The sequence below is a fragment of the Micromonospora sp. NPDC047644 genome (genome assembly GCF_040704315.1).
Taxonomy (GTDB): domain Bacteria; phylum Actinomycetota; class Actinomycetes; order Mycobacteriales; family Micromonosporaceae; genus Micromonospora.
Window position 1 is genome coordinate 312,304 of record NZ_JBEYSY010000002.1, and the last position, 22,065, is coordinate 334,368.

The following is a 22,065-nucleotide window of genomic DNA, read 5'->3' on the forward strand; positions in this document are numbered from 1 at the left end:
GAGCAGCCCAGTGAGCCTCGCCCGGTTCTCGTTCAACCAGGCGACCGCCCAGCGCTGGCCGTTGCCCGAGGTGGTGGCCGGGTGCGTGGCGGCCGGCGTGCCGGGCATCGGCCTGTGGCGGGAGCCGGTGGCCGAGTACGGGTTGGCCCGATCGGCGCAACTGGTCCGCGACGCCGGCCTCGCCGTCACGTCGCTGTGCCGAGGCGGGTTCTTCTCCGCCGACGACTGGCGCGCGGACAACCTGCGGGCCATCGAGGAGGCCGCCGCCCTGGGCGCCCCGGAGCTGGTGCTGGTCTCCGGTGGGCTGCCGGTCGGCAGCCGGGACGTCGACGGCGCACGGCGTCGGGTCGCCGACGCGATCGGCGAGCTGGCACCGCACGCCGAGGCCGCCGGAGTGCGACTGGCCATCGAGCCGCTGCACCCGATGTTCGCCGCCGACCGGTGCGTGATCGCCACCCTCGGCCAGGCGTTGGACATCGCCGAGCGGTTCGACCCGACGGTGGTTGGCGTGGTCGTCGACGCGTACCACGTCTGGTGGGACGACACGGTGTACGCGCAGATCGCGCGGGCGGGCGAGTGGATCGCCGCGTTCCAGGTGTGCGACTGGGTGACCCCGCTGCCGGAGGGGGTGCTGCTCGGCCGGGCGTTGCCCGGCGACGGCTGCATCGAGCTGCGTCGGCTGCGCGAGGCGGTGGACGCGGCCGGCTACGTCGGCCCGATCGAGGTGGAGGTCTTCTCCACCGAGGTGTGGGCACGTCCGGGCGCGGAGGTGCTCGACGCCGCGATCGCCGGCTACCTGCGCCACGTTGCCTGACAGCCCGAAACGGCGGTGGCCGGCGGCGGTCGGCGCGTGGCTGGGCATCGGCACCGCACCCGCCACGCTGGTCCTCGGCGCGGCGATGGCCGCCCGACACGGCGGGGCGGTGCCGGTGGCGGGACTGCTGGTCGGCGGGGCGCTGATGGCGGCCCTGCTCTGGGGGCAGGGCCGGATCGGGCTGCGCCGGCCGCTCGGCGACGGCGGGACGTTGACTGCGGTGCTGCCCGCGTACCTGGGGGACACCTCGCGGCTGCTGCTGGCGGTGGTGCTGGCCGTGTCGATGGTCGGGTGGAACGGGTTCAACGTCGGGCTCGGCGGGGCCTCGCTGGCCGCGCTGACCCATCTGCCCGGCTGGGCCGGGCCGGTGCTGCTGGAGGTGGCGGTCCTCGCCGTCTCCTGGGCGCCGGCCCAGTTCGGTAACCGGGTCGCGGTGGTCACCACGCTCAGCGCGGTGGTGCTGGTCGGCTGGTGCCTGACGGTGCTTCCCCCACCCGGTGCGCCGGTCCGCCTCGCCGGCGGCGGGCTCGCCGACGCCGCCGCGCTGATCGGGTACGCGGCCGTGTTCGCGCTGCGCGCACCGGACTTCAGCGTGGGCCTCTCCCGAAGGCGGGACCTGGCCTGGTGCGTGGGGCTGCTGGTCGGGCCGGCGCTGCTCGGGGTGCTCGCCGGGGCCGGCCTGTGGCTGCGGACCGGCTCGGCCGACGTGGTCGCGCTGCTCGCCGCCGGCTCGGGGCTGGCCGCGTACGCGAATCTGTTCGTCGCGGTGGCGGTCTTCGCGGCGGCGCTGACCACCACGTACTCCGGTTCCCTGGCGTTGCGTGGCCTGGCTCCCCGAGTGCCGGCGCGGGCGGCGATGCTGCTCGTCGCGGTGCTCGGCGGGATGCTGGCGGTGGCGCGGTTCGACCGTCTGGTGCTGCCCTGGCTGACCCTGCTGGCCGCCGCGTTGCCGGTGCTGGTGGTGCCGATGGCAGCGGAAGCGGCGGCCCGCCGTCGCGGTCATGCCCCGCGTACCGTGCCCGCCTGGTGTTGGATGCCACCGGCGCTGCTCGCGGTGGTCTGCACGCTCGCCGGGGTGGGTGTCGCCCCGCTGCTCGGGCTGGCCCTGGCCGCGGCGTGCACGGTGCTCTGGCGCCGCCGAGGTGGCGCGGACCAGTCGGTTGGTGGCGCTTAGCGGGTGGCGTGCGAGCCGTGGTCGCTGACCTGGGCGTCGAACCAGTGGTGCAGGGCATCGCGAAGCGCCGCGTCGTCCGTGGAGTAGGTGGCGCGTGCGCCGTCGGGAACGGCTTCGTACGTGATGGCGATCCGTCCGCCGTGCGCCCGAAGGGTTGCCAGGCCCGGCATGTCGGTGCCGTGGATGCGGGCGGGGTCGCCGAAGTCACCGCGCCGGAACCGCTCGACCTCGGCGCTCAGGTGCTGTTGGACCAGGGTGACCTGGGTGATGTCCCGGGGGTCGTCGGCGACCACGGTCTGCACGCCGCCGGTGTCGGTCGTCGTGAAGCGGTGCGTGGTGCGTTCCAGGTCGAACGGCATGACCGAAGCGCCTCGTTCGGCGACGTCGGCCTGTCGTTCGGAGGCGGTCGTTGTCGGTGTCGTCGGCGCGGCGTCGTCGGCGCAACCACCGATCAGCGCGGCGGCGGCGACGGCTGCCAGGAGGAGAGCCCGATGGGGGCGAGGGCGGTCAGAACGTTTCACCGGTGGCCTCCGCGAGGGTCTGGAGCGCACGCACCACTGCCGCGCGCTGGTCGTCGGGCACGCGATCGAGCAGCGCGGTGAGCCGGGCCCGACGGGCATCGGCCTGTCGGGCGGCGGCCGTGGTGCCCGCGGGAGTCAGCAGGAGCAGGACGCCACGGCCGTCACCCTCGGCCGTCTCTCGGTGCACCCACCCCCGGTTGACCAGGTTGGTGACCAGGCGGCTGACGCTGCTCTTCTCCAGACGCAGCCGGCGAGCCAACTCCACCTGCCGGAGCTGCCCCTCCCGGGCGATCTCCACCATGGCGTGAGCCTCCGACACCGGTAGGGGCTGCCCGCAGGGTGTCCGGTCGGGCTGATGGAGACCGAAGTTCCGGACGAAACGCATCAGCGCCTCCTGCGCCGCGTCGAGCTCACCAGCCTGCATGGTTCGACGGTACAACCAGATGGTTCGGCCGTGCAACCATTGTGGAGAGAGTCCGCATCGGAACCCCTGGGGAGACACGGCATGACACCGGAGAACGACCGATACGTGGTTCGGTCCGGCCGAGCCAGCGACGCTGTCGAACTGGCCCGCCTGCACGCCTCGGTTCAGCTCCAGGCGGTGACCGACGGCCGGCCGCACCCAGGCATCGCTGCCTGGGTGGAAGACCTGCTGGACGGTCACCCATCCGTCGTGCCCGACGACTTCCTGGTCGCCGAGGATTCGGCCACCGGCCGTCCGGTGGCAAGTCTGGTGGGGCTGCGGCAGCACTGGAGCCTCGCCGGGGTTCGGCTGCCCGTGGCCCAGGTCGAGCTGGTCGGAACAGCACCCGAGCACCGGGGCAACCAGCTCACCGAACGGATGTTCACCGCACTGCACCAGCGGTACGCGGCCGATGGGGTGCCCGTGCAGGTGATCGAGGGGATCCCGTACTTCTACCGGCGGCTCGGCTACGACTACGCCCTGGCGAACGACGGCGCTCCTTCGGTGCCCGCCACCGTGCTGCCGGCCATTGCGCCGGACCGCTCCAACGGCCTCGCGGTCCGGCCGGCCACCGTCGCCGATGCGGACGCGCTCGCCCGCATCGACCGACGGCTCGCTGGCGGGGACGTCCTGCTCTGCCCGCGAGACGCTGCGGTGTGGCGGTATGAGATCGCCGGTCGCCGTCCGGCGGATCTCGCCCGGCGGGAGGTCACGGTGCTGATCCAGGGCATCGATGTGAGCGGCTACCTGGTGCACGGTTCCCGGCTCTCCGCAGCCGGGGAGCTGAACGTGTTCGCGGCCGCGACCAGTCGATCGGCCGACTGGCCGCAGGCTGCCGCCGCCATGCACACACACCTCGCTCAGGTAGGGCGGCGGTACGAGGCGTCGGCACCGGGGCCGTTCACGGCGGTCCGCCCCATCCTCGGCCCCGAGCACCCACTGGTCCGGCTCAGCCCGGCCGGCGTGCCGAGGCGGCCCAGAGGCTGGTACGTCCGCAGCAGTGACCCGGCCAACCTGCTTGCCCGGCTGCGGTCACTGTTACAGGCCCGCTGGCAGGCAGCCGACCTGCGGTGGCGTGAGCCGACGATGACCATCGACATGTACGGCCGCGCCGCCCGGCTCGAATTCACCGACGGCAGGCTGAGTGGGGTGAGCGTCCTTCGCGGCGCCATCAGCCCGTCCACCGAACCCGGAACCCACGCCGCCATCCCGCCGGGCGCCCTCCTTCAGTTGGCCCTCGGACACCGCACCCTGCCGGAGGTGCTCGATGCCTGGCCGGACTGCCTCGTCCGGGATCGCCGCACCGAGGACTTCCTGACCGCGGCCTTTCCCCGGGTGCCGGTCCAGGTCTGGCCTCGCAACTGACCAGTGCTCGGCAGTGGTTGGACGGCGGGATCTAGGCGGCGGGCGGGAGGGTGGCGTCGATGAGGAGCGGGCCCGGCTGGTTCAGTGCCGCGGAGAACTGCTCCGCGAGTTCCTCGGCGGTGGTGGCGCGGGTGGCGGGCATCCCGAACGCGGTCGCCAGTCCCACGAAGTCGATCTGAGGGTTGGTCAGGTCGAACAGCGGGTTGGTATCGGGGTTGGCCGGGCCCGGCCGCTGGCTGACATAGCCCCACTCCTGGCGCAGGATCGCGTACCCGTGGTTGTCGAGGATCACGTTGGTGATGTTCAGCCGCTCGCGTAGCCGTATGCGCCCCTGCGCACGTTGATCTGCGACACCTCGGCTCGGACCGGGGTGTACGCCCTGCTCTCGCGGCATCCAGAAAACATGATCTAGGCGCGGCCGGCAGAACGTGATCTTATACGCACCGGCGATCCGTAACACCGCGCAAACCATCGATTAACCATCGGCGGCTTAGGTGGGGGAGCGCTCCCATGAGCGGGTCGCGATCGATGAACAGCTCCACAAGGGAGCAACCGAAAGGAGCCTCGTGGCTACAGGCACGAGCGGAAACAGGCTGCGGAGACTGGCGATACCGACGCTGGTCGTCGCCCTGGTCACCGGTACCACCGGTGTCGCGGGAACGGCGTTGGCGGCACCCTCGGGGTCGCCGGGTAACGGCAGTGGCGGCTACTTCACCGCCGGGTCCGACACGTCGGTCACCCTGACCGACGGGGCCGACCGCCGACCCGGCGGCAAACGTGCGACCACACCGAAGGCAGCCGTCGACGAGACCGGCCCCGGCATGTACGTCGTCGAGTTGGCCGAGGACCCGTTGACCACGTACACCGGTGGGGTGTCCGGTCTGGCGCGGACCCGCCCGGCGGCGGGCAACCGGCTGGACGTGACGTCGACGCCGTCGCAGGCGTACCGCCGGCACCTCGACACGCAGCGGGGCGCCGTCGCCGCCGCGGCCGGGGTCACGGTCAACGCCGTCTACACCACCGCCTTCAACGGGTTCTCGGCGAAGCTGACCACCCAGCAGGTGAGCACGTTGCGGGCGGACAAGCGCGTCCGCGCCGTCACCGCCTCGCGGGCCCTCGGCACCCCCTCTGCGCCGCCCACCGCCAGCACGCCGACCGCCGACAACCCGACGCCCGCCACCTCGGGTGACCAGTCGGCGGCGACGGACCGTTCCGGCCGGCCGGCCAAGCCCGGCCCCGGCACCGGCGCGGGCATGGTGATCGGCGTCCTGGACACCGGCATCTGGCCGGAGAGCGCGTCGTTCGCCAAGAAGATGCCCGCTCCCGCGAACTGGCACGGCACCTGCCAGACCGGTGTGGCCTTCGTGGCCGCGCACTGCAACGGCAAGATCGTCGGTGCCCGGTACTTCGCCGACTCGTGGTTGGCCGGCGGCGGCTCGGTGCCCGAGGGTGAGTTCCTGTCCCCCCGCGACGCGTCCGGGCACGGCACCCACACCGCCTCCACCGCGGCCGGCCTGCCCATCGCGAACGTCACGATCGACGGCCGCCGCTACGGCCCGGTCACCGGGGTGGCCCCGGATGCCCAGATCGCCGTCTACAAGGTGCTCTGGGGCGGCATGGGCTACGACGCCGACATCATCGCCGGAATCGACGCCGCCGTCGCCGACGGCGTGCAGGTGCTGAACTTCTCGATCGGCTCCGACCTCGGCGACTGGGAGGCCAACACCCCGATCGGTGTGGCGTTCCTCAACGCCTCGCTGGCCGGGGTCTTCGTCGCGGCGTCGGCCGGCAACACCGGCATCGTGAGCGGAGCCATCAGCAACGCGGCACCCTGGGTGACCACCGTCGGCGCGGCGGTGACCAAGCTCGACGAGGCCACCGCCAAGCTGGGCGACGGCACCAAACTGGTCGGCGGCTCGCTGGACGCCCTGCCCGGCGGAGGCGCACTGCCGCTGGTCTTCGGTGACCAGGCCGGCTCGCCGGATCTGGGCGCGGTCTACTGCGAGCCCGGAAGCCTGGACCCCGCCAAGATCAAGGGCAAGGTCGTCGCCTGCGCGCTGTCCGACATGTTCGGCTCCGCCGCCGAGATCAAGGCCAAGGGCGGTGCGGCCATGATGGTCTTCGACCCGCCGGGCAACTACCGGATCAACTCCATCTTCAACTTCCCGGTGGTCTACCTGCCGACCGAGAAGCAGGCCGGCACGCTGTTCAACTACCTGATGCGCCACCCCAGCGACGCGACAGTGTCGCTGCGCACCGGCGGCGACGGTTCCAGCGTTCCCGGCGTCCCGAGCGTGGCCGATTTCTCCTCCACCGGCCCGGACAAGACGACCCTCGGCGTCTTCAAGCCGGACCTGGTCGCGCCCGGATCGAACATCATCGCCGCGGTCTCACCGGCCGGCAACTTCGGGCGACAGTACGACGCGTACTCCGGCACCTCGATGGCCTCACCGTACGTGGCCGGGGCAGCGGCGATCCTGCGCGCCACGCACCCGGACTGGTCACCCGGCGCGGTCGCCTCCGCGCTGCGCACCACCGCCACCGACACCGTCGGCACCAGCAGCCCCCTGGAACAGGGCAGCGGCTTCATCAACCTGCCCCGGGCCACCGACCCGGGACTGGTCATCGAGCCCACGGCGGCCGAGCTGATCGAGTTCAGCGAGACGACCGAACCCGATGGAAAGGCCCTCAACCTGCCGGCCATCTCGTTGCGCGAGTACGACGGGACCCGCCCGGTGAGCCTCACCCGCACCCTGACCAACGTGGGCAAGGCGCGCGAGACCTACCGTTCGTCGGTGTCCGGCCTGCCCGGCATGAAGGTCACCGTGTCGCCGGCATCGGTGACCCTGGCCCCCGGCAAGTCCGCCACGGTCACCATCACGCTGCGTCGAGGCAGCGCGCCGTGGGACCGGTACGTGACCGGGTCGATCACCTGGCAGGGTAAGGCCCACAGCGCCCGGATCCCGGTCGCTGCCCGTCCGTGGGGCATCTCGGCCCGGCCGTACGCCGACGACGGCGAGGAGTTCGCCCGGATGACCAACGGCGCCTTCGGCATGGTCCAGCCGGGCTTCACCGGCCCGCTCGTCGGTCGCAGCACCGGATACACGCCGATGCGGCGCACGTCGTACTCGATGCCGGCCGGCGTCTACGGGGGCGTGTTCGACCCGAGCGCCACCGGAGTGAAGAAGGTCGACTTCACGGTGCCGGCGAACACCGCCGGCATCGTCGTCGAGGTCAACACCGCCGACCCGAACACGAACCTGGATCTCTACCTGTACAGGGGCGACACCCTCGTCTACAGCAGTGACAGGTACTGGACCAGCGCGGAGCAGGCGTACAAGTTCCTGCCCGAGCCGGGGCGCTACAGCGCGTACGTGTTCGCGCAGTACCCCGGTGCTCCCGTCGTCGACTTCGACCTCGGTCACGCCATCATCGGGCGAAACGCCACGTATTCGGGTGCCACCCTCACGCTGCCCACCACGTCGGAGCGCGGCCAGGGCTTCAACTTCACGCTGAAGCCGAACAAGCCGCTGGCCGAGGGTGACTTCTGGGCGTACACCGAGTACAGCACCGACGGCACCGTGATCCCCGGCAACCTCGTCTACACCCAGCAGAGTTCCTGGCAGTAACCGTTCAACCAGGCGTGGGGCGGTGCCGTCGCGCACCGCCCCACCGTCGCTTCCGAAACGGCCGGACCGGTGCTCGGCCCCGCCGCTCACTCGGCGCCGCAACCTAGATCTTGGACAGTTTCCGTTACGCGATAACGGAAACTGTCCACGATCTGCATTGCCGGCTCCCGGGCCAGCGTCACCGTCACCGTGGGTGGCCGTCTCACCCGCTGGCGGCTGGGCTCGTACGCCCGTTGAGTCGATCGTCAGGGGCGCGGCGCACAATTCACCTGTGCCGAATTCTCTGAGCCTGCGCATCGTGGTCCCCGACCCCACGGAGGTCGGCTCGTCCGTGCAGGTCCGCCCGATCGTCGACGGTCGGGACATCCTCGACGAGGTGTTTTCCGAGGGGCCAGGAGCGCAGCCGGAGGAGCTGCTCACGCCCCAGGGTCCGCTCAGCGCCGACGTCGAGCCGCACGAAGCGAGGCTCGCCACCGCGATATGCGCCGAGAGTTGCTGCGGCGCGATCTACGTGACCGTTTACCGGGACGGCGATCAGGTCGTCTGGGGGAGCTGGCGAAACCCCGACGACGCGTCGGTCGATCTGCCGGAGTTCCGGTTCGACGCCGACGAGTACCGCCACCAACTGGATCAGGCCCGGTTGAACACCACCTGGGAGTGGCCCGCGCGAACGGTCGCCAGACTTCTGGAGGAGAAATTGCGTGACGCGCCCGAGTTGCTGGCGCACTGGAGCTGTGAACTGCACGCCGTAGCCGCGTGGCCGTGGCGGCGTGACGAGGTCGTGGTGCTCCTGTTCCACCCCGGACGCCCGACCACCTACCCGGACCGTCCATGGCAGCAGTTGCAGCTCGTGTTCCCGGTGCTGCAGGACGATCTGGCCGACCAGGTCGACCGGCTGTTCGCGCAACTCACGGTCGTGGACCCACGCCCGAAGGCCAGCGTCTGCGGCGGCGGATGACGAGCCTGCCCAGTCGCCCGAAGGGTCGGACGGTGACGGCCGCGGTCGAGCCTTCAGGCCAGCGGGTACGCGGTCAGGCGATCGGCGAGTTGCTTCGGGTGGCTGAGTGACACACAGTGCCCGCCGTCAATCTCGTCCGGAACGACGCCGAGTCGGTCGGCGGCAACCCGACGCTGGAAGTCCGCCGGGAAGAACCGGTCCTCGCGGGCGAGAAGCACCGTCGTCGGCACGTCTGGCCAGGCGTCCAGGGGCCACGGCTCGTCGCCCTCCGCGCTGACCTGGTCCCGGCTGTGCGATGCCGCCTCGGCGATGATCTCGGCCGGGACGCCGTTGAAGAACTGTTGCTCCTCACTGAGCCCTTCGACGCTGCGGTAACCGGTGTTGGCCCACCAGTCACCGGGCTTCTCGCCAGGTCTCGGGACCATCGGTGTGAGCAGGACGAGCAGCCGTACCGGCAGCTTGTCGGCGACGAGCGGCGCGGTGAACGCACCGTACGAGTGCCCGACGACCACGAGGTCGCCCCGGTCGCCGATCGCGTCGACGACCGTCCGGCAGAACTCGGCGAACCCCGCGGACCTGTCCTCGATCGGCAGTTCCGGCACCACCACGTCGTGGCCCCGGCTGGTCAGCTCGGGGACGAGGAGATGCCAGTCCCAGGCGCTGCCCCCACCGCCGTGGATCAGAACGAAAGTCGCCATGCCTCGTAGCCTCACACACACCTACGACACGCGCCTCGGTCGGTGACGATGCGGTAGGCACCGGCGAGGAGAGCGCTTCGGGGCAGTCAGATCGAGGCTGAGGTCATTAGGGTGCCGTCATTGGGGTACCAGCCACCCCGGAGGTAGTCCTCGGCGTGGCTCCGGTGACATCTACCGATCGCGAAGGAAGCCCGGCATGAGCAGCCCACGTGAGACATTCCTTCGACTGGTGAACGGTGTCTGCGACGGTCCGTACGAGGACCTGGCCGACCTGTACGCCGAACAGACCCATGTCACGCATCCGTTCCACCCGCTCAACCCGCCGCCGCTGCGCAGGCGCAAGGAACTGCACGAGCACTTCACCTCGCCGCCTCCGGTCGCCCGGACGCTGGTCCGTAAGCCGGTCGACGTGACAGTTCATGAGACTGCGGACCCGGAGGTGATTGTCGCCGAGTTCGCCTACCAGGGGCGGGTAGCCGAGACGGGTGAGGCGTTCACGGTGCCCTGCGTCTTCGTGATGCGTATCCGCGACGGGCTCATCATTGAGTCCAGGGATTACATCGACCCCATCGCCAGCGCGCGGGCCTGGGGTCAACTCGAGCGCATGCTGACCGCACTGCGTCCGCAGGAGGCACCCCCATCGAGGGCCTAGCCGTACCGTGATCCGCGCCCGGCCGGCGGGCGGGACGCTCCCGCCCGCCGGCGACCCGGGGTCAGCTGACCGTGATGGTCAGGTTCTGCGAGCGGGTCTCCCCGCTGGTGTAGGTGACCGTCACCCGGGCGGTGAAGGTCCCCTTGCGGGGGTAGCTGTGCGCCGTCGACCGGAGTGTCGCTCCGTGCGTGATGGCGCTGTTGTCGCCGAAGTCCCACGCGTAGTCGGTGATGCTCTGCCCGGACGGCGCCGTCGCCGTGGCGGTGAGCGTGGTGGTCAGCGGCGCGGTGCCGCCGGTCGGGCTGGCGGCCAGCGACAACGTCCCGCCCGGCTCCTGTTTGACCCCGGCGCCGTTGAACCGTAGCCAGTCCAGAGCCATCAGGTCCGGGGTGCCACCGACCTGGGCGGCGTTGACGAACCTCGCGTACAGGGTGGTCGTGCCGGTGGGTTTGTTGGTCAGTGTGACGGTGGGGGAGACCAGGTTGTCCCACCCACCGGTCGACCCGATGGCGGCCGTGCCGATCAGTGTGCCGGTGGGCGAGCCGGTGCGCAGTTCGATGGTGCCGCCGAGCCCGCCGTTGGTCACCCCGAGCGTCACCGAGCCGACGTTGCGCAGGTCCGCCGGCCCGAACGCCACCCAGTCGTTGTGGTCGACCTCGCCGAGCCGCTTGCCGGCGCGGGCGGTGGCCCGGTCGTTGACCGTGACGCCGGACTGGGCGCTGAAGTGCTCGGCCTCCTTGCTCTTGGGCTGCAACTGCACGCGGGTCGAGCCGGTCAGCGCCGGTACGCCACCGGCCGCGCCACCGTCGGTGTACTGCGCGGTGATCAGCGTGTAGAGGTTCTGCCCCGGCCCGTGGCCGTCGCCGGCGTCCGCCTCGGTGGCGAGCAGCCCGGAGCAGCCGGTGTAGACATCCAGCGGGTGGGCGTGCGAGTCGTGGCCGAGCTGCGTCTGCACGGTGACCTTGGCGCAGTCGATCGTGGTGTCCTCCGGGTCGGTGACCGTCACCGTGTACGGGATCTTGTCACCGAAGTCGAAGAACCCGCCGTCGGGCACGGTGATGGTCACCGTCGGCCGGGTGTTGCCGACCACCACGTCGGTGACCGCGGTGGCGGTCAACCCGTTGCCGCTGTTGCGCACGGTCAGCCGGGCGGTGTGCTTTCCGGCCGTCGAGTAGGTGTGGCTCGGGTTGGCCGCGGTGGAGTCGGTGCTGCCGTCGTTGGTGAAGTCCCAGGCGTAGCTGAGCGCCGATCCGTCACCGGCGGACGACCCGGCGGAGGAGAACGTCACGGCGAGCGGCGTACGTCCGCTGTCCGGGCTGGCGGCGATCTTCGCGGTCGGTGGCCGCCCGTTGGCGACGTAGTCGATCCGGTAGATGCCCGCGCCGGCGTTGCTGCCGCCGCGACCGCTGCCGGTGCCCTCGCCGAAGTCGATGACGTAGAGCGAACCGTCCGGGCCGAACTCCGCCTCGAAGGGCTGGATCCAGCTCATGTTGCCGAAGATCCCGTTGATCGACTGGAGGTCACCGACGGCGGTCGGGCCGAAGCGCGCGTTGCTGAAGGTCTGCGCCGTCTTGTGGATCGACAGCGTCTTGAACCACCTGCGGGTCAGCTCATAGGTGATCCACTTGCCCTCGAAGTACTCGGGGAACTTCGTGGTGCGGGTGTTGGTCGGGTCGTAGTCGTAGACCGGGCCGCTCATCGGCCCGCCACCACCGGTGCCCAGCTCCGGGAACTGGGTCGAGGCGGAGTACGCGTACCAGACCAGCGCGGACTTCGCCGCCGGCAGGGTGGTCAGGCCGGTGTTGTTGGGTGAGTTGTTCACCGGTGCGGCGCAGTTGAACTTCGCCCCCGAGGTGTTGGTGGCGAAGTTGTAGTCGTTGAACGGGATGTTGTTGCCCACGCAGTACGGCCAACCGAAGTTGCCGGCGCTGGTGATCCGGTTGAACTCGACTGTCCCCTCCGGACCGCGGTTGGGGTCGGCGGCGCGGGCGTCCGGACCGTAGTCGGCCACCAGTACCGCGTTGGTCTGCGGCTCGACGGTGATCCGGAACGGGTTGCGCATGCCCATCGCGTAGATCTCCGGCCGGGTCCGCGCGGTGCCGGCCGGGAAGAGGTTGCCGCTGGGCACTGTGTACGTACCGTCGGACTGTGGGGTGATCCGCAGGATCTTGCCGCGTAGGTCGTTGGTGTTGCCGGCCGTGCCCTGGGCGTCCCAGGCGGCGCGGCCGGCGCGTTCGTCGACCGGGGTGTAGCCGCTGGAGGCGAAGGGGTCGGTGTTGTCACCGATCGCCGCGTAGAGCCGTCCGGCCGTGTCCATGGCCAGCGACCCGCCCATGTGCGAGTTGGCCCGGCCCTCTCCCCGATAGGTGGGGACGGTCAGCAGGCGTTTCTCCGAGGAGAGCGCGACGCTGTTGTTGGCGACCGTGAACCGGGACAGGTTGAGCTGTTTGAGGGTCTTGTCCGACCAGAGCAGGTAGATCCAGCCGTTGCTGGCGAAGTTGCGGTCCAGGGTCATCCCGAGCAGCCCGTCGGACTGGTCGGTCATCGCCGAGGTGTACGCGAAGTCCAGCAGCGTGGTGACCTGCAGGGTGTCGGAGTTGACCACCTTCAGCGCGCCGGTGCGTTGGATGTAGTAGACCTTCCGGTCCGGGCCGACGGCCAGCTCGAACGGGTCGGCCAGGTTCTCGGTGACCAGCCCCACCCGTTCGAAGTTGCTGGTCTTGGTGGCCGAGCAGTCACCGGCGACCGCGCCGGCCGCCCACTCGATGCCGTAGCGCAGGTGCTCCAGGAAGGTCGGGCTGCTGAACTGCGAGCTGGCGTGCCCACCGGCGGTGAACCAGGACCGGCCGCCGTCGTAGGGCTGACACCAGGAGTACGCGTGGTCGACGCCTTCGTCCAGGCCGTTGATCCCGTCGCGCACCTTGATCTGGGCGAGGGTGTGCACGTTGCCGGTCGGGTTGGTCCGCCAGTTGTACCACTCCTCGCTCTGCTCCCATAGCTCCGGCAGGTTGCGCGTGGAGGGGTGTGCGCGGTCGAGCACCTTGACCCGCCCGGGGAAGGTGCCGCCGGTGGACGAGAAGTCGGGGTGGTAGTCGAAGATCGTGCCGACCAGGCCCTCGTACCACTGCCAGTCGCGCTCGCTGGCAGAGGCGGCGTGCAGGCCGGCCCAACCACCGCCGTTGCGGATGAACGTCTGCAACGCGGCCCGCTGGCTGGCGTTGAGCAGGTCGCCCGAGGTCGGGAGGCTGTTGGTGTTGTTGAACACGAGAGCGTCGAAGGTGGCGAGGTTGGCGTCGGTGAAGGCCGCCGCGTCGGTGGTGGCGACGACCTCGAAGTTGTGGGCGGCGCCGAGCTGTTGGATCGCGGCGATGCCGGCCGGGATCGAGTCGTGGTAGAAGTTGGTGATCTTGGAAAAGACCAGCACCCGGAAGCGCGGGGCGGCCTCGGCGGGCAGGGCGGTGGTGGTGCTGACCACTGTGGCGATGGCGAGCAGGATCAGGCAGAACGCACGGAGGTGTCGGGGCATGGGGGCGCTCCCTGTCGGGCGGTGGAGGGGTCGGAAAGCGCTTTCTCGCTGCCCGCATCACGGTACTGACAGCCAGTGACGAGCGTCAATAGCCCTCTGGTAAGCGGTTTCCCGCCCCTGCGGCGTCCGCGCGTCAGTGGGCCCCGCAGTCCGATGGGTACGGCTTAGGATGTCCCCTGGACACGCCCGGTGACTTCACGGATGCGGCGTGTCCGTCGACCTGGGGAGGTCTCGTGACCCTGTCGTCCACGTCGGAAGCGCCCGAGGGCCGGGGCGCTGACCGGATCGACACCACGACTGTGCATCCGGCTCGTCGCTACAACTACTGGCTCGGCGGCAAGGACCACTTCGCCGTCGACCGGGAGTCCGGCGACCAGATCGCCGCCGTCTACCCGGGGGTCCGCACACTCGCCCGCGAGAACCGGGCCTTCCTCGGCCGGGCGGTCCGGTTCCTCGCCGCGGAGGTCGGCGTCCGACAGTTCCTCGACATCGGCACCGGCATCCCGAGCGCCGACAACACCCACGAGGTGGCCCAGTCCGTCGCCCCCGACTCCCGGGTGGTCTACGTCGACAACGACCCGATGGTGCTGGTCCACGCCCGAGCGCTGCTGACCAGCGGCCCGGCCGGAGCCACCGCCTACCTGGACGCCGACCTGCGCGACCCGGCGAAGATTCTCGGCGACCCGCAGCTGCACGCCACACTGGACCTGTCCCAGCCGGTGGGTCTGGTGCTGATCGCCGTGACGCACTTCCTGACCGACGACGACCGCCCACACGAGCACGTCGCCCGGCTGCTCGACGCGCTGCCGTCCGGCAGTTGGCTCGCGCTGACCCACTTCACCACCGACCACATCCCTGCCGAGATCGTCGAGCGGATGTACGCCGAGTTCGCCTCCGGCCGGATGAAGCAGGACGCCGTACCCCGCGACCGCGCCGAGTTCGCCCGCTTCTTCACCGGCCTGGAGCTGGCCGAGCCCGGCATCGTGCCGGTCACGCAGTGGCGGCCGCAGGTGCCACCGGAGCGGCGGCCGCCCCTGGCCGACGCCTCCATCTACGGCGCGGTGGCCCGCAAGCCCTGACCGAGCATCCATGGGCGTGGTCGGCGCGACGCTCGTAATGACTCAGGTTCCTCGCAGTCGCGGCCGGCGGCCTTCCCCGGTCAGGCGAATGGCTTCACGTCGAAGCTGATGCCGCCCCGGTCGGCCATCCGGAGCACTCGACTGCCGTAGCGCGGGGGTTGGCGCAGGTGAAGGGTGTACCTCGATGCCTGGAACCTCAGGTCCAGGTCGCGTCCCTCCAGGTGCCAGGAGGGTTCCCCTGACTGTGAGGGAGCCTCCTGGCGCAGGTCTTTCAACTCGAACGGCAGACAGACGGAGTGCAGGCTGCCGACGATGTCCCACACGTTGTGGAAGATCAAGGTGGCCGGCGCGACCCAGAAGTGAATCTGCCGCAGAGGCCCCGGATCGACCCGGCGTACGACGTAGTCCAGGTCGAGATGCAGCTTCAGAGCCGACGGCGCGGTGGGGTCGAGGTCGTCGTCCTCCCGATAGTCCAGGGTCGGGTCGTCGGGCGGCCCCTCGTCGTCGGTGACGGCGAGCGCGTGGACTCGGCAGTAGTCCCACGATGTCTCCGCCAGGTCCTGATCCGTCAAGGTGGCCTTGCGGAGTCCCGACTCAGGGTGCACATCCGTCGTCATAGAACGATTATTGCCAGCCGCGTCGACAGCGCCAGATGTCAATTCTTGCGTGCGGGCTCCGCCGGCCGGGTGAAGAAACGAACGATGTCGTCCGCCGCGGTGGGGGACAGCATCATCGCCTGGACTCGCGTCGACATCTCGGCGATCGGGCGAATCCGGCTGAACATCGACTCTTCGTACGCCCGAATCGCCGCATTCGGGTCGGCGGGGTCGGCGGCGAGCTGGCCGGCGAGTTCCGCGGCGTCGAGCATGGCCTGGTTGGCGCCCTCGCCGACCGGTGGCATGAGGTGCGCGGCGTCACCGATGAGGGTGACGTCCGGCCGGCTGGCCCAGCGCGTACCGGTGGGCATCGCCTCGATCAGGCGTGGCGTCGGTGCGCCGTCGGCCGCCGCGATGAGTGCGGTGAGGCGGGGGTTCCAGCCAGCGAACAGGTCCAGCAGGGCCTGCTTGCTGCGGTACGTGTCGAGGGGCTGGTCCTGCGCGCGCAGCGAGATCCCGACCTGGAGGCTGCCGTCGCCGAGACGTTGCGCTGCGAGGATCTGGTTCACGCCGATACACCACAGGTTCCCGGGGCCGACCAGCTCGGCGAGATCGGGATGCCGCGAGTCGACGTCGGCGACGCTCAGCTGCACGAGAGTCGCCACGTAGGACAGTTCGACGTCGGTCAGCAGTGACCGGACGACTGAGCGTGCGCCGTCCGCGCCGATGAGGATGTCGCAGCTGGTTCGTCGACCGTCGTGGAACGTCAGGTCCCAGCCCTCGGTGGGTCGTGGGGTCGCCGCGACGAGCCGGTGCCGCCAGGCAACCGTGCCGTCGGGGAGGGAGTCGAGCAGGAGATCACGCAGTGCGCCCCGGTCGATCTCGGGACGTCCGGAGAATGAGCCTGGTTGCGGCACGTGGTGCACCAGGGTGCGTCCGGTCGGGTCGAGGATGCGATGTTCCTCGCCCTCGGGTCGCGCCTCCGACCGGAACCGGCCGGCGAGACCCGCCTCGGTCAGGGCCAGTTGCCCGGACTCCGGGTGGAGATCGAGGGCGCCGCCCTGGGGTCGCGCGGATCGGCTTGCCTCCCGGTCGTACACCACCGCGTCGATGCCGTGTCGGTGCAGGATCCGTGCCAGCGTCAACCCGCCGAGTCCGCCACCGGCGATCGCAATTCGCGTTCTCACCGCGCTACCGTACACTGTATTGGTGGATACACCGTACGGTAGCGGGCCGCTGCCCGTGTGGGAGCGGCCCGAACCTCAGCCGCGGGCGGTGCCGGTGCCGTTGAGTCGCGAGAAGATCGCCGCTACGGCGATCGGGCTCGCCGACGCGCACGGCCTCGACGGGCTGTCCCTACGCAAGATCGCCAGAGAACTCGGTGTCGGCCCGATGCGGCTCTACGACTACGTGGTCAACAAGTCGGAGCTCCTCGATCTCATGGTCGACGTCGTCTACGCCCGGATCGCCGAGGTGGGCCGGCGATCCGGGTGGCGCGACACGGTGCTGGCCATCGCCCACGCGACCCGCGCCGCCGCCCTTGACCACGAGTGGTTCTCCGACGTGCTCGGCGGACGGCCACACCTGGGGCCACACGCACTCGCCGTGGGCGAAGCGACAGCCGCGGCGCTCAGCGCGGCCCCCGCCGTGCGCGACATCGACGATCTCCAGCGGGCCGTGGGAGCCCTCAACGCCTTCATCGTCGGATCGGTCCGCAGAGAGGTCACCGAACGACGCATCGCGCGGTCCACCGGCACCGATGAAGCTGCCTTTCAGGCGAGCCTCGGCCCCTATCTCACCCGCATGTTGAAAACCGGCAGGTACCCCACAGTGGCCCGGCTCGTCATCGACGGCGCACACCTCAACGCCGAGGAGACCTTCAACCACAACCTCACCACCATCCTGGACGGCATCACCCAACAACGCTCGACGTGATCCGTCGCGCTGCGGCCAGCGGCTCGCCGCCGCGACGTGTCTCCACCAACCCGACCCGCCCGACTGGCCGTACCCTCACGCAGGCGACGCGGGCCCAGACAGGAGCCCCGCGTTGCGTGCCCGCCGCAACCAGCCGGGCGGCTACTGGATCGCCAAGGATGACCCGCGCGCGGCGCGGGAAGCGGTGACCGGCAGCCGGTCCCTCATCGACCTGAACGGTGTCGCGCTGCTCAGCAACGGTGCCAGCCGCATCGTCAACCCGTACGGTCGGACCGACTGGCCGGGCCTGCTGGACCTGCTCCGGGCCGGCGGACCGGCCGGCGTCATCGCCTCCGTCCGGCAGGCCGAGGCGCAGAGCGCCGGTGGCGCGGATGCGTACAGCCCGGACGACGCCACCGTGGCACACTGCACCCACCTGCCGCGTTGAGTACCTGCCCGTGCCGCGAGAGCGTGCTCAGCTTCCCGCGTGAGACGGGGGAGCGGCGACAGCGGCTCGGTCGTCCGACCCCGTCGGCACCGTGACCGGCGCGGCGATGATCCGGCTGGGCACCACCGGCGCGTCTCGGCCGGTGCCCCGCCGGCCGTCGCCGCCACAGGACTCCTCGTGGTAGTCCTGCTCCACGTTCACCGACCAGACGTCGTGCCTACTGCCGGTGGCGATGTTCTCGGCGGTGAGCATCGCGGTCAGCATCGAGTGGTCCTGGTTGTTGTAGCGGTGCATGCCGTTGCGGCCCACCGGGTGCACGTTCGGCACCGCCTCGGTCAGCCAGGCCCTGATCACGTCCACGTTGTGCTGGTAGCGCTCGTCGTACACCGGGTAGGCCTTGGGCATGCGCACGACGTAGCCGGCCTCCACCACGCGGGGTCGGACCAACCCCAACCGCTCCAGCTCCGCGGTGGCGAGGGCCACCAGGTCGGCATCCGGGGTACGCCACATCTCGTCGTCCTCGAACACGAAGTACTCCAGGCCAAGGCAGGTGCGGCCGTCCTTGACGAGGTACGGCGACCAGGAGCCGAAGTTCTGGATCCGACCGACCCGCACCCCCGGGTCGTGCACGTAGATCCAGTTGTCCGGGAACGAGAACTCCGCCGGCACGACAAGCGCGACCGTCAGGAAGTCTCGGTAGCGCAGGTCGGCCGCGCAGGCCCGCACCTCCGGCGGCGCCGGCGGGTGGAGCACGGTCACCAGTTCCGAGATCGGCATGGAGGAGATCACGTGGTCGGCGGCCTCGGTACGCTGCCCGCCCGCGCCGTTGACCGTCACGCTGATCGCCCGTCGACGGGCCGGGTCGCGGTGCACGGCGGTGACCCAACTGCCCGTCCACAGGTGCCCGCCCCGCTGGCGGACCTGCTCGGCGCAGCGCTCCCACATCATTCCGGGCCCGTACTTCGGGTACTGGAACTCCTCGATCAGGCTGGTCACGTCCGTGCGCCGACGCCGGGGCAGCAGCGCGTTGCGGATCGCGGTGGCCAGCGACAGGTTCTTGATCCGCTGCGCCGCCCAGTCGGCCTGCAACCGGTCCGCCGGCATACCCCAGACCTTCTCGGTGTACGTCTTGAAGAAGATCGAGTACAGCCGCCAGCCGAACCGGGCCGACACCCAGCCCTCGAAGTGCGACTGGTCCCGTGGTGGCCGCAGCCGAGCGCGGGCGTACGAGCCGAGGCAGCGGACGGCCTCGGGCAGACCCAGGTTGCGCAGCGCGTTCACGGCGCTGAGCGGGTAGTTGAACAGGGCGCCCCGGTAGAAGATGCGGCTCATCCGGGGCCGGGTCAGGAAGTCCTCGTCCGGCAGGATCTCGTGCCAGAACGCCTCCACCCGCGCCACCTTGGTGAAGAACCGGTGCCCGCCGATGTCGAACCGCCACCCGTCGCGCTCCACGGTCCGACTGATCCCGCCGACCACCTCGTCGGCCTCGAAGACCTGAACCGACCGGCCGTGCCGGAGCAACTCGTACGCCGCGGTGAGCCCGGCCGGCCCCGCACCGATGACCACCGTGCCGTTCTGCTCGCTCATGCTGACGCGCTCCCTGCTCACCGCCATGATTGAGGCGCGGTGTCCACCCGTTACGCGCAGAATGTCACACTTAGTGCTAGCCGATCCTCGCTTCGGCGGGGCGCGCGGTGGCGTACCACGAGAAGAGCGACCTCCCCGCGCGCCGGCGGACCGGGGAAGCGGGGAAGCGGGGCGGATGGACCGGTGGCGCAGCGGCGCGACGACGCTGGCCGCGCGGGCGGTCGCGACCGGTCGCGGCGGAGCGCGCCTGGCCCGCCGGGTGCCGGCGCCCTGGCCGTACGTCATCGGCCTGTTCCTCGGCGCGAAGTTGCTGCTCACAGTGCTTGGACTCGTGGTCCTGCACGCCTGGGACGGCGTTCCCGGGGCCCCGCCGCCGGACGAGGCGTTGATGTGGGCGCAGCAGCGGGACATCTCCGGGCACCGGTGGATCTCTTTCTGGTTTGCCTGGGACTCGATGCTGTACCTACGGCTGAGTACCCTGCCCCTGACCGGGCCGTGGGTGGACTTCGGCTTTCCCCTGCTGTACCCGTTCCTGGCCCGGCCGGTCGGCGTGCTGCTCGGCGGCGACACCGCACTGGCCCTGTTGCTGATCAGCAACGTCGCCTTCCTGCTGGCGCTCTGGTACGGCCACCGGCTGGCGGAGCTGCTGCTCGGCGACGCGTACGCCGCCCGCCGGTTCATCCGGTACCTGGTGCTGTTGCCGACCGCGTTCCTGTTTCAGGCCGCGCTGACCGAGTCGCTCTTCGTCTGCCTCGTACTGGCCACCTTCTACTACGCCGAGCGACGCCGGTGGCTGCTGGTCGGCGTGATCGGCTACTTCCTGGCGATGAGCCGTTCCGTCGGCCTGCTCGTGGCGCTGCCACTGGCCCTGGTGCTGCTCCGGCAGCACGACTGGCGGCTCGGGCCGCGCGCCCTGCTCGGCTACCTCCGGATCGGCTGGCCGTTGCTGCTGTTACCCGCCGGCTGGTTCACCTTCATGGCGTACTGCCGGTGGCGGGGCGGGGACTGGTTCGCCTACCAGCACGCCCAGGAGACCGGATGGGGAATCGAGGTGCAGAACCCCATCCCGGTGCTGCTCGACGGGTTGACCGGGGAGCCGCGCGACGCCGCCCGGGTGTGGTTCGCCGTGGCCGTCCTCGCGGTGCTGGTCGTCGGTTTCCGCCGCCGGGAGCTGGCCTACCTGGTGTACGGCGTCCTCATGGTGCTGGTGCCGCTGTCGATGGGCCCGCCGGTGTACAAGAGCCTGCTGCGCTATCTGCTCGCCGCCTTCCCGGTGGCGCTGGTGCTGGCCCGCTGGGCTCGCCGTGCCAGCGTGGACGTGTGGCTGACCGCGACGCTCGCGGTGGTGCAGGGCGTGCTGTTCGTGCTGTGGCTCAGCTATTGGACCCACATGATCATTTGATTGGGGCGGCCGGCGGCCGGGCAGGATAGGCGGATGACCGAGCCACGGGTACGCCTCGATGACCTTGGCGCCTGGCTGCTCAAGGGCAACGCGGACCTGGTCGACCTCACCGCCCGCTTCGCCCGGAAGCCACTGGTGACGAGCTGGTGCGTGCGTCCCGGCTACCGGGCGCGGTTGATGTGTGCCGGGCAGCCGGTGGTCTTCTGGGCCAGCGGCAGCCGGAGCCGACTGCCGTACGGGGTATGGGGCGTCGGGCGGGTCACCGGGGCCGCCGAACCAGGCGCACCGGGGCAGCCGTGGTCGGTACCGCTGGATCTGCCCATCCTCGCCGAACAGGACCGCATCTCCCGGCTGCTGTTGCGCGCTGACGACCGGCTCGCCGCCCTGGAGGTGTTCCGTCAGCCGCAGGCCGCTAACCCCTCGTACCTGACCGTGGCCCAGTTCGCCGCGCTGCGGACCCATCTGCCCGGGTGAGCGCTGCGGCCTATCTGCCGGGGTGAGCGCGGCGGGCCTATCGGCGCGCCGGGGCCCACCTGTCGGGGTGAGCGCTCCGGGGCCCACCTGCCCGGGGTGAGCGCGGAGGGCGGCCGTGCCTCGGTCGGGTGGCTGTGCGAGCCTGCTACCGGCGTGAGAAGCGTACTGAGTGGAGGCCCGGTGTTCGCCCTGCCGTTGACCGAGGACGTCGAGCTGCGCCCGCTGAACCCGTGGCGGGCCGAGGAGTTCCTCGCCCACCTCGATCGGGCCCGCGAGCACATCCGACCCTGGGTGTCGCCGTCCTTCGTCGCCACCGACCTGCCGTCGGCCCGTGCGGTGTTGCAGCGCTACGCCGACCGCTGGGCCGGCGACAGCGGTGGCATCTGGGGGCTGTGGTGGCGGGGCACCCTCGTCGGTGGGGTCATGTTCGTGTCGTTCGACGTGAGCCAAGGCGTCTGCGAGGTCGGTTGCTGGGTGGAGCCGGCGGCGCAGGGCAGGGGCCTGGTCGCCCCGGCGGTGCGCCGGATCGTCGACTGGGCGGTGCACGAGCGCGGCATCCAACGGGTGGAGTGGCGTACCAACGCCGCCAACATCCGCAGCAAGGCCCTCGCCGACCGGCTCGGCCTGCGCCTCGATGGCACGTTGCGCCAGGTCATCCCGGGTCGGCACGGTCGGATCGACATCGAGATCTGGTCGGTGCTGGCGGACGAGTGGTCTGCCCGCCACGTACCGTCCACTGACGACCGCGAATAGTTGTCATACCCG

At 70.6% G+C, this 22,065-nt stretch carries 20 protein-coding genes; 12 read left to right on the forward strand and 8 right to left on the reverse strand.

Translation table 11 applies throughout. The annotated features are described in order from the left end of the window. Positions 1–10: 10 nt before the first annotated feature. Together AB0877_RS04630 and AB0877_RS04635 are read left to right on the forward strand one after the other, a co-directional pair. Positions 11–814, forward strand: a complete 804-nt coding sequence (locus AB0877_RS04630; RefSeq protein WP_366606636.1) for a sugar phosphate isomerase/epimerase family protein — start codon at positions 11–13, stop codon at positions 812–814. After that, positions 807–1,988 (forward strand): hypothetical protein, encoded by a 1,182-nt coding sequence (locus AB0877_RS04635; protein ID WP_366606637.1) that lies wholly within the window; start codon positions 807–809, stop codon positions 1,986–1,988. Before AB0877_RS04630 ends, AB0877_RS04635 begins: the two co-directional genes overlap by 8 nt. Here AB0877_RS04635 and AB0877_RS04640 read toward each other — a convergent pair. Further along, entirely contained in the window at positions 1,985–2,509 is a 525-nt protein-coding gene (locus AB0877_RS04640; protein ID WP_366606639.1) for a hypothetical protein, read from the reverse strand. The genes AB0877_RS04635 and AB0877_RS04640 overlap by 4 nt on opposite strands. Further along, entirely contained in the window at positions 2,496–2,933 is a 438-nt protein-coding gene (locus tag AB0877_RS04645) for a MarR family winged helix-turn-helix transcriptional regulator (RefSeq protein ID WP_366606641.1), read from the reverse strand. The genes AB0877_RS04640 and AB0877_RS04645 overlap by 14 nt, the downstream gene beginning before the upstream one ends. An 81-nt stretch (positions 2,934–3,014) precedes the next feature. Here AB0877_RS04645 and AB0877_RS04650 point away from each other — a divergent pair, with 81 nt between their 5' ends. Beyond that, positions 3,015–4,337 carry a GNAT family N-acetyltransferase gene (locus AB0877_RS04650; protein WP_366606642.1) on the forward strand — a complete coding sequence of 441 codons (1,323 nt, stop codon included), beginning with the start codon at positions 3,015–3,017 and terminating at the stop codon, positions 4,335–4,337. A gap of 31 nt (positions 4,338–4,368) precedes the next feature. On the opposite strand, the gene AB0877_RS04655 is transcribed toward AB0877_RS04650, so the two are convergent. Beyond that, on the reverse strand, positions 4,369–4,809 hold the full coding sequence (locus AB0877_RS04655; protein WP_366606643.1) for a thiamine pyrophosphate-dependent enzyme: 441 nt from the start codon (positions 4,807–4,809) through the stop codon (positions 4,369–4,371). 94 nt (positions 4,810–4,903) lie between these two features. Between AB0877_RS04655 and AB0877_RS04660 the strand changes: the two genes are divergently transcribed. Beyond that, a complete protein-coding gene (locus AB0877_RS04660) occupies positions 4,904–7,966 on the forward strand; it encodes a S8 family serine peptidase (protein WP_366606645.1) in 3,063 nt (1,020 codons plus the stop codon). 271 nt (positions 7,967–8,237) lie between these two features. Next, on the forward strand, positions 8,238–8,924 hold the full coding sequence (locus tag AB0877_RS04665; RefSeq protein ID WP_366606647.1) for a hypothetical protein: 687 nt from the start codon (positions 8,238–8,240) through the stop codon (positions 8,922–8,924). A 53-nt stretch (positions 8,925–8,977) separates the two neighbouring features. On the opposite strand, the gene AB0877_RS04670 is transcribed toward AB0877_RS04665, so the two are convergent. Next, entirely contained in the window at positions 8,978–9,622 is a 645-nt protein-coding gene (locus tag AB0877_RS04670; RefSeq protein ID WP_366606649.1) for an alpha/beta hydrolase, read from the reverse strand. Positions 9,623–9,818: 196 nt separating this feature from the next. Between AB0877_RS04670 and AB0877_RS04675 the strand changes: the two genes are divergently transcribed. Further along, positions 9,819–10,274: a nuclear transport factor 2 family protein gene (locus AB0877_RS04675; protein WP_366606651.1), complete on the forward strand. Its 456-nt coding sequence runs from the start codon at positions 9,819–9,821 to the stop codon at positions 10,272–10,274. Between the two features lie 61 nt (positions 10,275–10,335). Here the strand turns inward: AB0877_RS04675 and AB0877_RS04680 are convergent, their stop codons facing one another. Continuing rightward, a complete protein-coding gene (locus tag AB0877_RS04680) occupies positions 10,336–13,800 on the reverse strand; it encodes a ThuA domain-containing protein (RefSeq protein ID WP_366606652.1) in 3,465 nt (1,154 codons plus the stop codon). Positions 13,801–14,033: 233 nt separating this feature from the next. On the opposite strand from AB0877_RS04680, the gene AB0877_RS04685 reads away from it, so the two are divergent. Further along, positions 14,034–14,879, forward strand: coding sequence for an SAM-dependent methyltransferase (locus AB0877_RS04685; RefSeq protein WP_366606654.1), 846 nt, complete (start codon positions 14,034–14,036; stop codon positions 14,877–14,879). A gap of 80 nt (positions 14,880–14,959) precedes the next feature. Here AB0877_RS04685 and AB0877_RS04690 read toward each other — a convergent pair whose 3' ends face one another. Then, the gene (locus AB0877_RS04690) at positions 14,960–15,496 is read right to left on the reverse strand and encodes a hypothetical protein (RefSeq protein WP_366606655.1); all 537 of its coding nucleotides are present in this window, start codon (positions 15,494–15,496) and stop codon (positions 14,960–14,962) included. A 38-nt stretch (positions 15,497–15,534) separates the two neighbouring features. Then, the gene (locus AB0877_RS04695; protein ID WP_366606657.1) at positions 15,535–16,662 is read right to left on the reverse strand and encodes an NAD(P)/FAD-dependent oxidoreductase; all 1,128 of its coding nucleotides are present in this window, start codon (positions 16,660–16,662) and stop codon (positions 15,535–15,537) included. 22 nt (positions 16,663–16,684) lie between these two features. On the opposite strand from AB0877_RS04695, the gene AB0877_RS04700 reads away from it, so the two are divergent. Together AB0877_RS04700 and AB0877_RS04705 are read left to right on the forward strand one after the other, a co-directional pair. Beyond that, on the forward strand, positions 16,685–17,410 hold the full coding sequence (locus tag AB0877_RS04700) for a TetR/AcrR family transcriptional regulator (RefSeq protein ID WP_366606658.1): 726 nt from the start codon (positions 16,685–16,687) through the stop codon (positions 17,408–17,410). Positions 17,411–17,522: 112 nt separating this feature from the next. Further along, complete coding sequence (locus AB0877_RS04705) at positions 17,523–17,837, forward strand: hypothetical protein (RefSeq protein WP_366606660.1); 315 nt, start codon at positions 17,523–17,525, stop codon at positions 17,835–17,837. Between the two features lie 27 nt (positions 17,838–17,864). Here the strand turns inward: AB0877_RS04705 and AB0877_RS04710 are convergent, their stop codons facing one another. Next, positions 17,865–19,424: an NAD(P)/FAD-dependent oxidoreductase gene (locus AB0877_RS04710; RefSeq protein ID WP_366606662.1), complete on the reverse strand. Its 1,560-nt coding sequence runs from the start codon at positions 19,422–19,424 to the stop codon at positions 17,865–17,867. A 175-nt stretch (positions 19,425–19,599) separates the two neighbouring features. On the opposite strand from AB0877_RS04710, the gene AB0877_RS04715 reads away from it, so the two are divergent. The 3 genes from AB0877_RS04715 (at position 19,600) to AB0877_RS04725 (ending at position 22,053) form a co-directional block, all read left to right on the forward strand. After that, entirely contained in the window at positions 19,600–20,826 is a 1,227-nt protein-coding gene (locus tag AB0877_RS04715) for a hypothetical protein (protein ID WP_366606664.1), read from the forward strand. A 33-nt stretch (positions 20,827–20,859) separates the two neighbouring features. After that, positions 20,860–21,300 (forward strand): hypothetical protein, encoded by a 441-nt coding sequence (locus AB0877_RS04720; RefSeq protein ID WP_366606666.1) that lies wholly within the window; start codon positions 20,860–20,862, stop codon positions 21,298–21,300. Positions 21,301–21,480: 180 nt separating this feature from the next. Next, positions 21,481–22,053, forward strand: a complete 573-nt coding sequence (locus AB0877_RS04725; RefSeq protein WP_366607096.1) for a GNAT family protein — start codon at positions 21,481–21,483, stop codon at positions 22,051–22,053. Positions 22,054–22,065: the final 12 nt, after the last annotated feature.